The organism is Streptomyces sp. bgisy027 (assembly GCF_057710365.1).
In genome coordinates this window covers 228,541-246,487 of sequence record NZ_JBYIVZ010000007.1, presented here as the reverse complement: position 1 = coordinate 246,487, position 17,947 = coordinate 228,541, and the positions used below count along the sequence as shown (strand labels likewise).

The window sequence follows — 17,947 nt, the reverse complement described above, 5'->3', positions numbered from 1 at the left end:
CCGCTCCTTCCGAGAGGCGGGATCTTGTTCCTCGATCCTCCCCGGGGCCGATGAGCAACGAATGAGCAGCGGCGCGCCGTGTCTGCGCCCCGGCGCTGTCAGTCCCGCTCGGGCTCGGCCGGAGCGCCGGCGCGGCGACGGGTCAGCAGCGCGCCCACCAGAATCACCACACCGATCGCGACGACCTTGGCGGCCTGGTGGACGCCGGTCGCCAGGTTCTCCGGCATGAGCGGCAGCCGTCCGAGCCCCAGCGCCGGAGCGACGACGGCCCACGCCGCCGCGAGCACCCCGAGGACGATCAGCGTCACGGCCCCACGTGTTCCGAGCCCGGCCCACCAGGGCTCCGAGACGTGCTCCCGCTCGTCGATCCGCTCGACGTCCTTGTCGGCCATGGTCCGTACTCCTGTGAGTGTCGTGGTCACCGGGGAAGACGCGGGTCGAGGCGCGGGAGTTCACCGCGCGGCCGACGTGATCGTCGCGACCGGCGGCGACCTATCGTGGAACCTCCACGGATCACCGGTCCGTCGGTGACCCGTGGGCGTGACGGCGACGATCGCGGAGGGTGGTGGCGGACGTGAGCCCGGCAGACGCGCACCCCGGCCTCGGCGTGCTCGGGCCGGTGACCGCCTGGGACGCGGACGGGAACACGATCGCCCTGAAGGGGCCCCGGCACCGCTCGGTGCTGGCCCGGCTGATCGTCGCCCGGGGCCGCGTCGTGCCCGTCGCCCATCTGGTCGACGACCTCTGGGACGACCCGCCCGCCGACCCCGTGGGCGCCCTGCGCACCTTCGTCGCCGCCCTGCGCCGAGCCCTCGAACCCGACCGCTCGCCCCGCACCCCGGCGCGGCTCCTCGTCACCGAGGGCCCGGGCTACGCCCTGCGCGTCCCCATGGACGCGGTCGACGCCTGGTGGTTCGAGCAGGCCGTCAGCGACGCTCCCAAGCTGCCGCCCGAGGAGGCGACCGTACGGCTGGACGAAGCGCTCGACCGGTGGCGCGGACCCGCCTACGCGGAGTTCGCGGAGCAGCCGTGGGCCCGGTCCGACAGCCGCCGCCTGACCGAGCTTCGACTGCACGCCGTAGAACTGCGGGCCGAAGCGCTGATGTCCCTCGGGGAGGCCGACCGGGCCGCCGCGGACGTCCGGGCGCACGCCGCCGAGCATCCGTGGCGCGAGAACGCCTGGCGCCTGCTCGCCCTGGCCCTGTACCGCACGGGCCGCCAGGCCGATGCGCTGGAGGTACTGCACGGGGCACGGACGCTGCTCGCCGATCAGCTGGGGATCGATCCGGGACCGGGGCTGCGGATGCTGGAGCAGGACATTCTTCGGCAGGCCGAGCATCTGGATCGCGGCAACGGGCTGGATGAGACCGACCGTCGTGTTCGGGGTGGTCGGTCGGGGGGCGCGGGTCGTGGTGCTTGGGGTGGTCTGCCGGGGGGTGCGGGTCGTGGTGCTCGGGGTGGTCTGCCGGGGGAAGCCGACCCTGGTGCTCGGGGTGATCACGCTGCCGGAGAGGGCGATCCCGCCCGGGCCGACCACAGGGCCCGGACCGCCGACCTCGCCCCCGCCGACCGCACCCCAACCACCGACGGACCCGCTGGCACTGACGGAACTGCCCGCACCGATGGGGCGGCTCGCACCGACGGTACCGCCCGCACCGACCGAACTGCCCGCACCGACGGAACTGCGACTGCCCGCACCGATGGGACCGCTCGCACCGACGGCACTGCCCGCACCGACCGAACTGCAACTGCCCGCACCGACGGTACCGCCCGCACCGACCGAACTGCCCGCACCGACCGAACTGCAACTGCCCGCACCGACGGAACCGCCCGCACCGGCGAGGCCCCCGGATCTGCCAACCCCGCCGGACGCGTCTGGGAGCAGGTCGCCGCTGTCTACGACCGCACCGTCGCCCCCGACGCCCGCGCCCGCCTGGAGTCCACCACCGGGCTGCTGCGCAACCTCGCGGTGACCGGCGGCAGCGGGTTGCTGGCCGCCCGCGAGCACCGGGTCGCGGCCGTCGCCGCCGCCGAGGAACTGGGCGACCCCGAACTGACCGCCAGGGTCATCGGCGCCTATGACGTCCCGGCGATCTGGACCCGCCTCGACGACCCGGAGCAGGCGGCCCGGGTCGTCGCCGCGGCCGAGCGCACACTCGCGGCCCTGACCGCCCTGTCCTCGACGGCGCACGGACACGCCGAGGTCCCGGCCGTCCACGAGGCGGACAAGGCCCGGTTGCTCGCCACGATCGCCCTGGAGTCGCGCGGCACCCGGCTCGCCCGTGGCCCGCAGGCAGCCCGCCAGGCGCAGGAGATCGCGCGCCGCCTGGACGATCCGGCCCTGCTGGCGTTCGCCCTCAACGCCGGCTTCATGCAGGCTTTCGACCGCACCGGGCTGGCGCCCCGTCGTGACGCGATCGGCGCCGAACTGGTCGCGCTCTCCGCCCGCCACGGCCTGGCCACGTTCGAGACCCTCGGCCGCCTCGTCCGTCTCCAGGCCCGCAGCGCCCTCGGGGACTTCACCACGGCCGACCACCACGCGGTCGCCGCCGACCGCCTCGCCGCACGGCACGAACGGCCGCTCGTGGGCGTGTTCACCCGCTGGTACGCCGCACTGAGACTCGACACCACCGGCCGGGCCCCGGCGGCCGACGCGGAGGCGGCCTACCGGGACGCGGCCGACCTGCTGAGCGGAGCCGGCATGCCGGGCCTGGCCCACGGCCTCCTCCCGCTCGCCCTGCTGTGCCTGCGCCTGCGCCGCACCCTGCCGCTCGACTTCGACGACCACACGGACTGGGGCCCCTACGCCCCTTGGGCGCAACCCCTGCTCCTGCTCGACCGGGGCCGGCGCGGCGAGGCCGCCGACGCGCTGCACGCCACGCCCGAGCCACCGCGCGACCTCCTGCAGGAGGCCCTGTGGTGCCTCACCGCGCAGGCGGCGGTGGGCCTCGGCGACCGGCGGACCATGGCCCGCGCGCATGCTGCCCTCACCCCGGCGGCGAACGAACTGGCGGGCGCGGGCAGCGGGTTGCTCACCCTGGGGCCGGTCGCGGGATACCTGGAGCTGTGTTCCGGCTAGGCCGGGACGTGGGCGGGGACGTGGTCGGTCTCGGGCCCGCGCTGTGCCGCGTACCAGCCGAGGGCGCGCGCCATCGCCTTGTGGAGGGTGTGGGGAAGCAGCGGATCGAGAGCCTCCCAGCTGCGGTCCACCATGTCCCGCGCCTCCCCGAGGCACACAGTGAGGGCGCCGCAGGACATCAACAGCTCGGCGGCCTCCGCGACATCGGCCTCGGAGCGGACCTGGAGGGCCCGTTGCAGCCGACGGCGGTCGTGCCCGTTGAGCAGCCCGATGGCGTGCGCCACCGGGTAGGTGACGGTCCCGTTGATCAGGTCCAGCGCGGGCGTACGGACGACGACGCCCTGCCGGTACGCGGCGGGCGTCGCCATGCCGTACAGGTCGGCGACGTCGTCGCTGATCTGGTAGGCGAGCCCGACATTCTCGAAGTAGTCGCAGATCGCGGCGAGTTGGGCTTCGTCGGCGCCGCCGAGGATGGCGGCGACCTCGGCGGTGCTGCGCACGAGCATGCCGGTCTTGAGGCGGTGGGTGGTGCGGATCTGCTCCAGCAGCGCGGTGGGGTCACCGGACTCGACGGCCTCGTCGAAAGTGGCGTGATGCCCGGCGAGGTCGAGGGCCTGCCCGGCGTGCGCGGCCCGCATGGCCCGCAGATAGAGCCGGTAGACGCGCAGCATGGTGGACGCGTCGGCCTGGGGAACGCGCTGGAGCAGCGGGTCGAAGGTGTAGTAGCCGAGTGTGCCGGCGGTGATCGCGGCGGCGGTGCCGAACACCTCGTGGACGCAGGGCAGCCCGCGCCGGGTGCTCGAGCCGTCCTGGACGTCGTCGATGACCAGGGCCGAGGTGTGCAGGATCTCGGTGGCGGCGGTGAGCGGGCGGTAGGGCTCGGGGTCGGTGTCCAGCAGACACAGCACGCTGCCCGCGACGTACGCGCGCCAGGAGCGTCCGGGCATGTTCAGCAGGTGCAGCACCGGCGCGGCGAGGGCCTGGTGGAGCCGGGCGTGCGCGGTGGAGTCCAGCCGTGTTCCCTCGTGCGTGCCCGCGAGGAGGTCGACGCCGGCGACGTCCGCCGCGGTGTCCGGATAGACCGCGGCGGCCTCGGCACGGGCGATGCCGTGCCCCCGGCGCATATAGCCCTCGATGTCGTCGATGGTGTTGTTCGGGATGGTCCGCAATGCGGCCGTGCCCGCGGTGGGCGAGCCGTTCATGGTGCCGCGCGCGGTCGCCGGGCTCTCCCAGAACGCCCGGCCGACGATGAACGTACGGACCTCGTGCCGGTCCTGCCGAGCGGTGACGTCCAGATGCAGGTCCAGGTCCGGGACGCTCAGCCGTGCCGCGGTCGGATAGGTGTTGAGCGTGGCCAGCGAAGTCCAGTGACGCAGCGGTTCCCAGGACATCTCGTGATGGCTGACGGTGCCGTCGGGGGCGACGGCGGTCGCGCGGGCGAGCACGGCCGAGTCGGCGTCCGGGGACTCGGGGAAGTGCGCGGTCGCGCTGATCTCCCAGCCGTTGTCGAGGTGCAGGCCCGTCCACGTCCAGGTGTGCCCCGCCAGGACCGGCGTCTGCGGGCCGGATCCGTCGCCCGACTGCCGACCGTGCTGGAACCAGGCCTGGCCCGTCACCCGCTGCGTCGCTCCCCCGCCCGAACGCAGGGTGCCCTGCACATCCAGCCGCGGCAGGAACAGTGACGCGAACCCGCCCGCGTCACCCTCACCGGCTGGACCGCCGTCGGCCGCGGCCGGCTTCACCGGCGTCAGCAACAGCTCGAACTGCGCCCCTTGCCGAAAGGCCAGCCGGAAGCTCCCGTCGTCCTCGCGACGCAGACTCGCCACATCGCCCGCGCGGAGGTCCAGCCCGTCGGCTGCTTCGGTCACCGGCTCCGGCAGCAGCCGGTCGGGCAGCAGCGGGCCCTGCTCCAGAGCCTCGGACAACGTCCTGCGGACCCGCGGGTCCAGCAGCTCGTCGGAGTCGATGCCGCGGCGCAGCGCTCGCAGCGCGGCCGGTGTGATCCAGGTGCCGTAGGACATGCCGCCCGGGCCGTGGTGCACGACGTACAGGCGGTGGCCCGGCCCGGCGTCCGGGTCGCCCGCGTCGCGGTGACGCAGGAGGCCGACCGCCCAGGTGTGGTCCGCGCCTTCCTCGTCACGCAGATGTCCGGTCAGATACCAGCTCTCGGCACCGGCCGACGGGTGCGCACCGCCGAAGGGCGGGGTGCCGGCGGGTGAGTGCGGTGTCGGGGCGGAAGGCCGCTGCTGGGCGGAAGACACGGGGGAGATCACCCCCGCACCCTAGAAGCCCGATACGTTCCACTCGGTGACCATTAGCCGGATTCTCGCCTCATCGGATGAACCGGGACACCGATCAGGAGCAATCCCGTGCCCAGAGACGGTGCCGGCGTCGCAGCGCACCCGGCCCGCCCGCCTCGCCGGTGAACCGACGGGCGAAACTCGTCGTCGTACAGATGAATGATCCACACGCTCCCGCCGGGTACTCGACGCCGGCAGGAGCGCGCCCGCGGGCCCGCGCCCCGTGCGACGAGGAAGGAAGCGCATGCCGACTCCCGGGCCCCGTACCGCCGTCACACTTCTGGACATCCTGCTGCACGCCGCCGAGGACACGCCCGGCCAGGTCGTCGTCCACGTCCGCGGAGACGGCGGCGAACACCCCGTGACCTTCGCCGAGCTCCGTGACGACGCACTGCGCGTGGCGGGCGGCCTGCGCGCGGCGGGACTGGAACCCGGGACACCCGTCCCTCTGCTCGCGGGTCTCGGCGAGGACTTCCAGCCGATGTTCTGGGGAGCGCTCGCGGCGGGTCTCGTGCCCGTGCCGCTGGCCCCGGAAGCACGGCGTGCGGGACCCGTGTGGGAGTTCCTCGCCAAGCCCGCCGTCATGGTGGACGACACCACCAAGGACTTGCTCGCGGAGTTCCCCGGACCGGTGCGCGCGCTGCGACTGGGCGAGTTGCGCAAGGCCCGGGCGCCGCACGAGCTGCCTGCCCGGGCGCCGCACGACCTCGCGTTCCTGCAGTTCTCCTCCGGCAGCACCGGCGTCCCCAAGGGCGTCGAGCTCACCCACGAGGCGGTCCTCGCCAACCTCCGCCAGATCCGCACCGCCATGGCGATCACGTCCGACGACGTGATCGCCACCTGGATGCCGTACTTCCACGACATGGGCCTGATCGGCACCCACCTCGTCCCCATGGCGGCGGGCCTGAAGCAGATACGGCTCGAACCGCTGACCTTCGCCAAGCGTCCGGCCCTGTGGCTGGAGACGGCGGCACGGCACCGGGCGACGCTGCTGTCGGCGGCGAACTTCGCGCTGGCGCTCGCGGTGCGGCGGGTGCCGGACGGCGACTGGGCCGGGCTGGACCTGAGTTCCGTACGTCTGATGCTGGTCGGTGCCGAGCCGATCGCCCCGCGCGTGTGGCGGGAGTTCACCGCCAGGGCCGGTGCGGCGGGGCTGGCTGCCACGGCCATGCTGCCCGTGTACGGGCTCGCCGAGGCCACGCTCGCCGTGACCGTACCCCCGCTGGGGGAGGTCGCCGCGCCCCTGCGGCTGGACCGCAAGGCGCTGAGCCGGGGGCGGGCCGTCCTCGTGCGGCCCGGCCCGGACGCCGTCGAGTTCATGGACGTGGGCCGTCCCGTGCCGGACTGCCAGGTCCGTGTCACGGACGGCGCGGGCGGCCCGCTCGGCGAGCGGCGGGTGGGTCATGTCGAGGTTCGCGGTCCGCAGGTGGCACGCGGCTACCACCGCACTCCCGAGGCGAGCGCGGCCGCGTTCTCCGAGGGCTGGCTGCGCACCGGCGACCTCGGATTCCTGCACGACGGCCGGCTCTGCGTCACCGGTCGGCACAAGGACGTCGTCTTCGCCGGCGGCCGCACCTTCCACGCGCCCGACCTCGAGGAGACCGCCGCGGCCACCCCGGGACTGCCCCAGGGGACGGTCGCGGCGGTCGGATCCCCCGACCCCGAAACCGGCGGCGACCGGGTCGTGGTGTTCGTGCAGTGGGCACGGCCCGCCCTGGCCAAGGCACTTCCGGTACTGGACGCGGTGGCGGCGCGCGTCCGCGAGACGCTGGGCCACGACGACGTACGGGTGCTGCCCCTGCCGCCGGGCGCGTTCCCGCGCACGACGAGCGGCAAGCTGCGGCGAGCGCTGATGCGGGACCGGTTCGAGGCGGGCGCCTATGCGGCGGTGGAGGAACGGTTGGCGGCGGGGCGGGCCGAGGAAGCCATCGCGCGGAAGGCAGCGGGGGCGGAGCCGGAGCCGGAGCTGTCCGGTCCGCACTCGCGGCGTGACATCGAGGAATCCGTCCGCGCGATCTGGGCACGGGCACTCGACCGCCCCGCGGCGCAGATCGACCGGAACGCGCGCTTCTTCGCCCTCGGAGGCTCCTCGCTGAAGGCGATGGAGGTGCTCGCCGGGATAGAGGACGCCTTCCCGGTGACCGTGGAGCCCCGTGCGCTGCGCGACCACGACACGGTGACCGGGCTGGCCGACCATGTGCTCGCCCGTCTCGCCGGCCTTGACGGAGAATCGGGTCATGGCGCTCCCAGTGCGAGGCGCGCCGCGATGCCGTCGAGCGAGGGCGGTGCCGGGAACGGGCCGCTGGCCGTACTCGGCATGGCCTGTCGCTTCCCCGGAGCGGAAACGCCGGAAGCCTTCTGGGAGTTGCTGGTCTCCGGCCGCGACACGATGACGGCCGTACCGGACGACCGTTGGACCGGCGGGCAGGCCGACAGGGGCGGCTTTTACGGCTCCTTCCTCCCCGAACCCGGGGACTTCGACGCCGACTTCTTCGGGATGGACGACGAGGAGGCCCGCGCCACCGACCCGCAGGCGCGGATCTTCCTGGAGCTGGCCCACGAGGCGCTGGAGCGCGCGGGGTACGCGGGAGCGCGCCGGAACGGCCGCAAGGTCGGCGTCTTCGCCGCCGTGGGCGACAGCGGATACCGCGAGATCCTCGCCGCCACCGCCGGCGGCGACCTGACCGCCCAGCCAGGCGCCCTCACCGGAAACCTGCCCAACCTGATCGCCGCCCGCCTGTCCCAGGCACTCGACCTCGACGGCCCCGCCCTGGCCGTGGACACCGCCTGCTCCTCCGCGCTCGTGGCGCTGCACCTGGCGCGGCGCAGCCTCCAGAGCGGTGAGTGCGATGTCGCCGTGGTCGGCGGCGTCCACCTCGCTCTCACCGCGACCGGCCACCGACTGCTCGCCCGCGCCGGCGCACTGTCCCCGACGGGCGGCAGCCGGCCCTTCGGCGCCACCGCCGACGGCATCGTGCCCGGTGAGGGCGGCGCGGCCCTCGTCCTCACCCGTCTCGACGACGCGCGGCGGGCCGGCGATCAGGTCCTGGCGCTGGTCCGGGGCACGGCCGTCAACAACGACGGCCGCTCCCTCAGCCTGCTCGCCCCCAACCCCCGCACCCAGCGCGAGGTCATCACCCAGGCGTACGCCGAGTGCGGCATCGCCCCCGACGCGGTGACGTACGTCGAGGCGCACGGAACCGGCACCCCCGTCGGCGACCCTGTCGAGGCCCAGTCGCTCGGCCACGCCTTCCCGCCCCGCGCGGACGGGCTGCCGCGCCTGCTCGGCTCGGTCAAGGCCAACATCGGGCACCTGCTCAACGCGGCCGGCATGCCGGGCCTGGTCAAGACGGTCCTGGCGCTCCAGCACCGCCAGGTCCCGGCCACCCCGCACACCACCCCGGCCGCGCCCTACCTGGAACGCGTCGCGCCCGGCTTCGAACTCGCCACCGAACAGCGGGAATGGCGGTCCGCCGGCCCCCTGATCGCGGGCGTCAACGCCTTCGGCTTCGGCGGAACCAACGCCCACGCCGTCCTTGAGGAGGCACCGGTTGGCCCTGCCCCCTCCGGGCCCGGCTCCGAGGGCCCGCACCTTCTCACGCTGTCGGCCCGCAGCGCCGACGTCCTGCGGGCAGCCGCCGCCGACCTGGCGGCTCATGTGCGCAGGCATCCGGGTCTGCGCGAGGCGGACGTCTGCGCCACCGCGAACACCGCGAGAGACGACGGTCCCCATCGCCTCACCGTGGTCGCCGACGGTGACCTCGCCGACCGCCTGGACGCCGGCCGCGCCGCGGACCTCAGGATCGCCAAGTCCCGTCCACGGACGGTGTTCCTGCTGCCCGGCCAGGGTGCCCAGCGGCCCGGCCAGGGCCGTGCCCTCTACCGGTCGGCTCCGGTGTTCCGGGAGGTCATCGACGAGGCGTCGTCGCTGACCGGGCCCGTCCTCGGGCGCTCGCTCGCCGACTGGTGCCTCGATCCCCGCACGGATCCGGGTGAGTTGGCCAGGACCGAGGTCGCGCAGCCGCTGCTGGTCGCGTTCGGGGTGGGCCTGGCACGGCAGTTGGCGCACTGGGGCGTGACCGCCGACGCGGTCGCCGGGCACAGCGTGGGCGAGATCGCGGCGGCCTGTGCCGCCGGGTCGTTGAGTCTCGCCGAGGCGGTCGGGTTCGCCGCGGAACGCGGGCGGCTGGTGGGCGGACTCGCCCGCCCCGGTGCCATGGCCGCGGTGCGCGGCGACGAGGACACCGTCGCCGAGTTCCTCGGTCCGGTGAGCGTGGCCGCCGTCAACGGGCCCGGGCAGGTGGTGATCTCGGGCGCCGAGGACGCCGTCGAGCAGGCCCTCGCGGACCTGAGCCGACGCGGCGTGGCCACGCGCAGACTGCGTGTCTCCCATGCCTTCCACTCGCCGCTGCTCGGACCGGCCCTCGACCCGCTGCGGGACGCCGCGAAGGCGCTGACGGTCCGGCAGGGAGCCCTACCGATGCTCAGCACGGTCTCCGGGGAGTGGCGGCCCGGCCTGACCCCCGCGTACTGGCTGGATCATGCCGTCCGGACGGTGCGCTTCGGAGCGGCCGTGGAACGGCTTCTCGACGAGGGCTACGACACCTTCCTCGAACTCGGACCGGGGAACACCTTGGGCGGGGCGGTCCGTGCGGTCGTCGGCGCGCGGGGCGCCGGGGACGTGGCGGTGCTGTCGACGGGAGCTGCTGCGGCGGCAGGGCCCGGCGGTGACGCGGACGGGGGCGAGGCGCGGGCGTTGCTGGAGGCGGCCGGGCGGCTGTGGACGCGGGGCGGGACCTTGGACCGGACGGCCCTGGCCGGCCCGGCATCGAGGGTGCCGGTGCCGACGTACCCCTTCCGGCGCACCCGTCACTGGCCGCGCACGCCGGACGTGGAGCCATTGGTGCGCCGTCTCGATTGGCGGGACGCTCCGCTCACGCCCGCCGAAGGGCCCCGGGTCGTACGGTTGCTGGGCGGCGACGGAGCGCTCGGGCGGGCGTTGGGCGAGCGGCTGGCCGAGCGTGGCGTGACCGTATCGCGGGACGACGCCGTGCAACGTCCGACGCAGGCGGACACCTTGGTGTGGCTGGGCGGAGCGGGAAGGGGCGGGGCCGGCAGTTCGTCGGCCCTGGACGAGCTGGATGCCACGACCAAGGCCGCCGTCACCTCACTGCGCCATGTCCTCGACCTGCTCTCGGGCGACTGCTCCCGGCTGCTGGTGGTCACGGAGGACGCGTACGGCACCGCAACCGCGAACCCGTCGCAAGCCCTGCTGCACGGCTTCATGTCGGCACTCCCGGAGGAACACCCCGGGCTCGCCGCCCGCGGGGTCGACCTGACCTCCGATGACGCGCTCCCCGCCCAGGTCGACGCTCTGGAACGGGAGTTGTACTCGGCCCATGAGCCCGGCGCGGAGGCCACCGTCGTCCGGCGCTGCGGACGCAGGCTCGTCCGTACGTCCGCCGCCGTGGCCGACGCTTCCGCAGCGCTCGGCGAACTTCCGCCGGACGGCACCTACTTGATCACCGGGGGAGCCGGTGGGCTCGGCTCCGCACTCGCACGGGACCTCGCCGGGCGAGGCGCGTGCGAGCTGATCCTGACCGGGCGCTGCGAGACCGTGCCCGACGACCTGCTCGCCGCTCTCCGTGCCCAGGGCGCCCGTGCCGCCCGGTACCAACCGGCCGACGTGTCCGACGAAGCCGCCGTCGACGCCCTGTTCGCGGGGCTGCCCCCGCTGGACGGCGTCTTCCACGCCGCCGGTACGGTCCGGCCCGGCACACTCCGCTCCAAGTCCGACGCCGAGATCGAGCAGGTGCTCGCCGCGAAGGTGCGGGGCACGATCCTGCTCGCCGACGCGCTGCGCCGGCACGGCCAGGAACCGGCCGTGTGTGTCGCCTTCTCCTCCGTCGCCTCGGTCCAGCCCGGTCTCGCGGGCGCCCTCGGCGACTACGCGGCCGCCAACGCCTTCCTGGACGCCTTCGCCGCCGCCGAGCGCGCGGCGGGTCGGCCCTGGCAGTCGATCGGGTTCGGGCCCGTCTCGGACGCGGGTCTGGCGGCCGGGTCACCGGTCGAGTCGCGCTTGCGTACCCGGGGCCTGAGCCCCATGACGACGCGGGCCGCGATCACGGCACTCCGGACGGCGATGACCACGGACGCGGCGCACCTGCTGGTGGTTCCGCCGGAGATGCCTGCACCGGCTCAGCCCCGGCTGGTGGCCGCGCCGGAGACGCCTGCGTCGGCTCAGCCCCGGCTGGTGACCGCGCCGGAGACGCCTGCATCGGCTCAGCCCCGGCTGGTGACCGCGCCGGAGACGCCTGCACCGGCTCAGCCCCGGCTGGTGACCACGCCGGAGACGCCTGCATCGGCCCCACTCCACTCCATCGCGACCCCCGCAGGCCGAACCGTCCCCGCACCCGACCGCTCGACCGTCCCGGCCCCCGCACCCGACCGCTCGACCGTCCCGGCCCCCGCACCCGACCGCTCGACCGTCCCGGCCCCCGCACCCGACCGCTCGACCGTCCCGGCCCCCGCACCCCAGCGCCCGACCGTCCCGGGCCCCATCTCCCTCCGCGACGAATGCGCCCCGACCGACGACCCCACCCGCACAGCCGACCTGATACGCAGTCTCCTGGCCGACGCCCTGCGCCGCGCGCCCGAGGAGATCGGTGACGACGAGCCGTTCCTCAGTCTCGGCCTGGACTCGCTCACCGCCGTCGACCTCGCGCGCCGACTGGAGGCGGAGCTCGGGCTGCCCCTGCCCGCCACGCTGCTGTTCGAGCACCGGACGGTCGGCGAACTGTCCGCCCACCTCGCCACGCAGGACCCCGCCCCACTCACACCGCCCCCGGCGCCGCACACCCGGCACGAGAGCACCCCACGCCCCCTCACCCCCCTCCAACTCGCCTTCCTCACCACCGAGGCCCTCTACGAAGGCGTCACCGCCTACGGCTGCATACGCCAGACCATCCGCGGGCCCCTCGACCCCACCTTGCTCGGCCAGGCCCTGTCCCACCTCGCCGCCCGCCATCCGATGCTGCGCCTGCGCATCACGTCCCACGGCACCCCACCGCGCCAGTACACCGCCCCGGCCGAACCCACCGACCGAGCTCCCCGCTGGTACGAGGTGCAGGACCCGACCGTCGACACCGACACCCCGCCCCTGCCCGACCTCGAACAGCGCCTGTACAACCGCCCCTTCGACCTGACGACCGAAGACCCCGCCCGCGCGCTCCTGATCCGCGACAGCCGCGACGAGCACCTCGCCCATCTCCTCCTCGTCGTCCACCACAGCGCGGCGGACGGCTACAGCCTGAAGGTCCTGTGCGAGGAACTCTGGTCGCTCTACACGGCACTCGCGCAGGGCAGCCCGCCCCTCGAAATCCCGTCTCGGCGAACCGAGTTCGCCCAATACGCGGACCACATCACCACCGACCGCGAGTCCCCGGCCTTCGCCCGGGACCAGCAGTACTGGCGCGCCCGCATCGCCGAGCACGCGACAGCGACCACGACTCCGGCCCTGCCGTACGACGGCGACCCGGAAGCCGTCCCGGCGCCGCCGCTCGCCCACCACCAGTCGACCGCCGACGCATCGCTCACCGCCGCGCTGCGCGAGGTGGCGGCCCGGAACGACATCACCCTCTTCCATCTGCTTCTCGCGGTGTACGGCCGCTGCCTGGCCCGTTGGGGCGGGCAGCGTGCCGTCGCCGTGAACGTGGCTCGTGCCCGTCGTGAGGCGCCGCTGCCCGGCATCGACCGCCTCGTCGGCCCGATCGCCGACACCCTGCCCGTCCTCGCCGCCGTCGACCCCGACGAGCCCGTGACCGTGCTGGCCCGGCGGCTGCGGCACATCTGGCAGGAGGCGGAGTCCCACGCGACGCTCACCAGCCCTGACATCGCCGCGCTGCTGCCCGCCACCGGCCCCGCGCCCCGCACGGTCGCCCCGGCCGGGTTCAGCTTCGCCCGCTTCCCCGTGAGCCACGGACGTGACTGGCCCGTCACCGTGACACCGACCGCAGCGGCCACCGCCTCCGCGGCGACCAGGCTGGGACTGCTCTGCTGGGAGTCGGACGAGGCCCTGCACTTCTCCTGGAACCACCCCGCGCAGCTCTTCCGCCCGGAGACCGTCGAACGCCTCGCGGCGGAGTACGTACGGGAACTCCGGGCCGCTGCCGAGCAGCCGGCGCCGGAGCAGGGCCTCGGGCACGCCAGCAACGAAGGCATCGTGGGCCGTCTCTGCGCCCAATTCCGGGCGACACCGACGGCGATCGCGGTGAACACCGGGCACGGCACCCTCACCTACGCCGCACTCGACACCGCCTCCGCCACCCTGGCGACCCGCCTGCGAGCCGGTGGCGTCCGCCCCGGCGATCTCGTCGGCCTGCTCACCGAACCCGGTGCCGACACCGTCGTGGGCGTGGCCGGCATCCTCCGGGCGGGCGCCGGCTGGGTACCCCTGGACGCGACCCATCCCGTGGCCCGGCTCCAGGACCAGGTCGGCCGCACCGGTGTCACAGCCGTGGTCTGCCACGCCGCGACACGCGAAACCGCCGCCCTGCTGAACGGCACCACCTCCATCACCGCCGACGACCGGTCCCCGGCCGCACCACTCCCGACCGCAGCGCCTCTCCCCGACCCGGAGGCCATCGCCTACGTCATCTTCACCTCCGGTTCCACCGGCCGCCCCAAGGCGGTCCCCATCACCCACCGGTCGATGCTCAACTACCTCGACTGGTCGCTGACCACCTTCGGCTACGGCCCCGGCGACCACCTCGTACAGACCGCGTCCGTCTGCTTCGACGCCTCCGTACGCCAGTTGCTGGCCCCGCTGCTGGTCGGCGCCACCGTCCACACCCTCTCCCGGGACCTCCTGCGCGACCCCGAGGCACTCCTCGACCGGCTCGTCGAGGACCGGATCACGGTGTGGAGTTCGGTGCCCACGCTCTGGGAGCGGCTGCTGACCGCCGCCGAGAACCGGGCCAGGCAGGTCGGCGCGCCGCCGGACCTGTCGGCCCTGCGCTGGGTGCACGTCGGCGGCGAGGCACTGCCCGCCGCGCACGTACGCCGCTGGTTCGACCTGGTCGACACGCGCGGGGGAGCGGAGCACAGGATCTCCAACCTGTACGGGCCCACCGAGTCCACCATCAACGCCACCTGCCACATCATCGACACCCGCCCGTCCGACGACGTACGGCAGCTGCCCATCGGCCGCCCCGTGACCGGCACCGAACTGGCCGTCGTGACCGAGGACGGCCGCCCCTGCGCTCCTGGCGAGCCCGGTGAACTGCACATCGCCGGAACCGGACTGACACCGGGCTACCTCGGCGACCCGGAGCTCACCGCGGCAGCCTTCGTCGAACGCGAGGGCCGCCGCTGGTACCGCAGCGGCGACCGGGTCCGGCAGACCCCGGACGGCGCACTGGAGTTCCTCGGCCGCCTCGACGACCAGGTCAAGGTGCGCGGCCACCGGGTGGAGCTCGGCGAGGTCGAGGCCGCGCTGCTCACCCACCCGGACGTCGCCCGTGCCGCCGTACTGCTCGTCGACGGACGACTGGTGGCGTACGTCGAATCCCGCTCCGGCACCGCAGGGCCCGACACCCGTGCGGTACGCGCCTTCCTGTCCCGTGTCCTGCCGCCGTACATGCTGCCCGCACGCGTCCGCACGATCCCGGCGATGCCCCTGACCGGCACCGGAAAGATCGACCGGAACCGACTGGCGGGCGACGGTGCGGCAGCCGGATCGACGTCGAGCCCGCATGGCGCCGCCGGGGGCGACGATCACCCGCGACCCGAGCCGGAACCCGCGTCCGCCACATCGCCCGCCACCCCGACCGAGCACATCGTGGCGCGCATCTGGTCGAACCTGCTGGACGTGACCGGCGTCTCCCGCGAGGACGACTTCTTCGAACTCGGCGGCGACTCCATCCTGGTCCTGGAACTCTTCGCCCGCCTGCGAGAGGAACTCCCCGCGGTCCCGCGGCCGACGACCGTCTACACCCACCGCACACTCGCCGCCCTCGCGACGGCCCTCGATGGCGGCACCACTCCCGATCCGGCTCCCACCCCCACCCTGGTGCGGCGGCCCTCGGGCCCCTTCCCCCTCACCCCCTCCCAACGGGGCTTCCTGCTCGCCGACTCGCTCACCCCCGAGTCCGACTCCGGCTGGCTCGCCAGGTTCCGGCTGAGCGGGGCACTGCGCCATGACGTCCTGCAGCGGGCCGTCGACGTGCTGATGGCCCGTCATCCGATGCTGCGCACCGTCTTCCCCGCAGGCGTCCGCCCGCCCGTGCAGCAGGAGCTGCCGGACTCCCTGCGCCTGCCCGTCGAGACCGAGACACTCGCGCACCCCGGTCTGCTGGAGCAGCGGATCGCCGAGGAGGCCCGGCGTCGACTGGAGCCCTGGGCCTGGCCGTTGCTCCGGCTGCGCCTGTTCACCCTGGCGCCGACCGAGCACGTGCTGATCGTCCACGCCCACCACCTCATCGGCGACGGGTTCAGCGCGGCTCTCCTCACCAAGGAACTGCTCACCGCGTACGACCGTCTTCTGCGCGGTCGGCCGCACGGCCTGCCGCCGATCCGCAGCACCTTCCGCGACCACGTCACCGGCTCCGCCGTACGAGAGCGCCCGCAGGGTCCCGAGGCCGACGCCTACCGGGCACGGCTCCGCGCGCCGTACACGCCGCCCGCACTGCGTCGGCCGGCCACCGGGGACGCGCACGCCCGACCCGCCTTCCACACCGCGGGCTTCACCGTGGACGAGGCCACCACGACCGCGCTGCGCGGACTCGCCCGAGCAGCGCGCCGCACCCTGTACGCGCCGCTGCTCACCGCGTTCTACCGGGCCCTCGCGGAACTCACCGGGCGGCGGGACCTCGTGCTCGGGCTCGCCGTCACCGGACGCGAGGACTCCACGGCGGACGCGCACCGGGTCTTCGGGCCGTTCGCGGAGGCGGTTGCGCTGCGTCCGGTGGCGCCGGCCGGCGACGGCACCCCCGCCTTCGACGACGACCTGCGGCGGCTCGCCGCCGAGGCGGACCTGGCACGGGCGAACGGGCCCAGCGATGTGCGTACGGCTGCCGGACTGCCGTGCCACGCCCAGTTCTTCTTCACCTTCCTCGACTTCACCTCCCTGGGCAGCGAGGAGGGCGGCGCCCTGTCCCTGCACGCCGACGAGTCCGACACCTCCCTCGCCCCGCCGCCGCTGGGTACCGATGTGTTCGTGGCCGTGCGGCGGGAGGGCGAAGGGCTGCGCGTGACCGTGCGGGCGCCGGCGGACGCCGTCACCTCCGGAGAGGCGACCGGATTCGCCGAGGGGATGCGGAGGCAGCTGCGGGATGCCGTACGCGGGCCCGGCGGCCGCCGGAGCCCTCGGCTCGACGCCGCGCTCGTCGGATATCTGCCCGCCCCTCACCATCTCGCCGCTCTGGCCGGACTCCCGCACGACACTCCAGGCCTCGGCCGTGAGCAGATCAGGGAGCTGCTCTTCCCGGACGGTCGTGCCCGTCTGCTGGAGGAGACCGGGACCCCGCTGGGCAACTCCGGCTTCGTCGCGCTCCCGCTCTTCGCCGACGAACTGGCCCCGGCCGGCGACCTGGCCGCCCGCACCGCACGCGCCGTCGAGCACGCCGCCGCGCTCGGCGCCCGCTGTGTCTCGCTCGCGGGCATGATCCCGTCCCTGACGGGCTACGGCTACGACGTCCTGCGGGAGAGCACGACCGGCGCGGCGATCACCACCGGGCACGCGTCCACCACCGTCGCCGTCGTGAAGACCGTCGGTGCCGCGCTCACGGCCGCCGGCCGCCGCCTCGGCGAGGTCACTCTCGCCGTCGTCGGCTGCGGCTCGATCGGCCTCTCGTCGCTGCGGCTGCTGCTGGCGACGGCACCCTGTCCGCCGGCCCGGCTGCTGCTGTGCGACCTGCCCGGCAGCACCGAGCGGCTCCGACGCCTCGCGGCGGAGCTGTCGTCCGGGCATCCGGGCATGCCGGTCGAGGTCGTCGAGTCGGGGCAGGCCCTGCCCGCCGCCGTGTACGGAGCCGACGTGATCGTCACCGCCGTCAGCGGTGCGACGCGCCTGCTGGACGTCGCCCGGCTGCGCCCCGGCACCATCGTGGTCGACGACTCATTCCCGCACTGCTTCGACACCACGAGCGCCCTGGACCGGATGGACCGGGACCAGGACGTCCTGGTCGTCGGCGGGGGCCTGCTGTCCCTCGGCACCACACGGACCCGGCTCGCCGAGGACCTGCCGGCCGTCGCGAGCGCGGGCTTCGCGCTGCGGCCCGGGATCCCGGGCACGCTGGCCTCGTGCCGACTGGAGTCACTGCTGCACGCCGACCTCGGCGCACCCGGCCGGTCCCCGGGCGGACTGCCCCTGATCCACGGCCTCGTGGACCTGTCCCGCGCTCTCGCCCACTGGGACGCGGCCGAGGCGGCCGGGATCCGGCCCGCCCCGCTGCACCTGCTCGACCGTGTCGTCGGGGCGCCACTCAGGCCCTCCACCGTCCGTCTACAGCGTTGATCAAGCCGTACGGCACTGCCAACGTGCCCGCTACCGGCGCTGCTCCCGTCCCTC

4 protein-coding genes are annotated in these 17,947 nt (G+C 74.5%); 2 read left to right on the top strand and 2 right to left on the bottom strand.

Going from position 1 to position 17,947, the window contains the following annotated elements:
- Positions 1-98 precede the first annotated feature (98 nt).
- Positions 99-392, bottom strand: a complete 294-nt coding sequence (locus AC3ETA_RS10195) for a hypothetical protein (protein ID WP_432192490.1) — start codon at positions 390-392, stop codon at positions 99-101.
- Between the two features lie 182 nt (positions 393-574).
- Here AC3ETA_RS10195 and AC3ETA_RS10190 point away from each other — a divergent pair, with 182 nt between their 5' ends.
- Complete coding sequence (locus AC3ETA_RS10190) at positions 575-3,079, top strand: AfsR/SARP family transcriptional regulator (protein WP_432192489.1); 2,505 nt, start codon at positions 575-577, stop codon at positions 3,077-3,079.
- On the opposite strand, the gene AC3ETA_RS10185 is transcribed toward AC3ETA_RS10190, so the two are convergent.
- The gene (locus AC3ETA_RS10185; RefSeq protein ID WP_432192488.1) at positions 3,076-5,352 is read right to left on the bottom strand and encodes a polyprenyl synthetase family protein; all 2,277 of its coding nucleotides are present in this window, start codon (positions 5,350-5,352) and stop codon (positions 3,076-3,078) included. The two genes, AC3ETA_RS10190 and AC3ETA_RS10185, sit on opposite strands and share 4 nt — an antisense overlap.
- Before the next feature lie 271 nt (positions 5,353-5,623).
- On the opposite strand from AC3ETA_RS10185, the gene AC3ETA_RS10180 reads away from it, so the two are divergent.
- On the top strand, positions 5,624-17,893 hold the full coding sequence (locus tag AC3ETA_RS10180; RefSeq protein WP_432192487.1) for an amino acid adenylation domain-containing protein: 12,270 nt from the start codon (positions 5,624-5,626) through the stop codon (positions 17,891-17,893).
- Positions 17,894-17,947 lie beyond the last annotated feature (54 nt).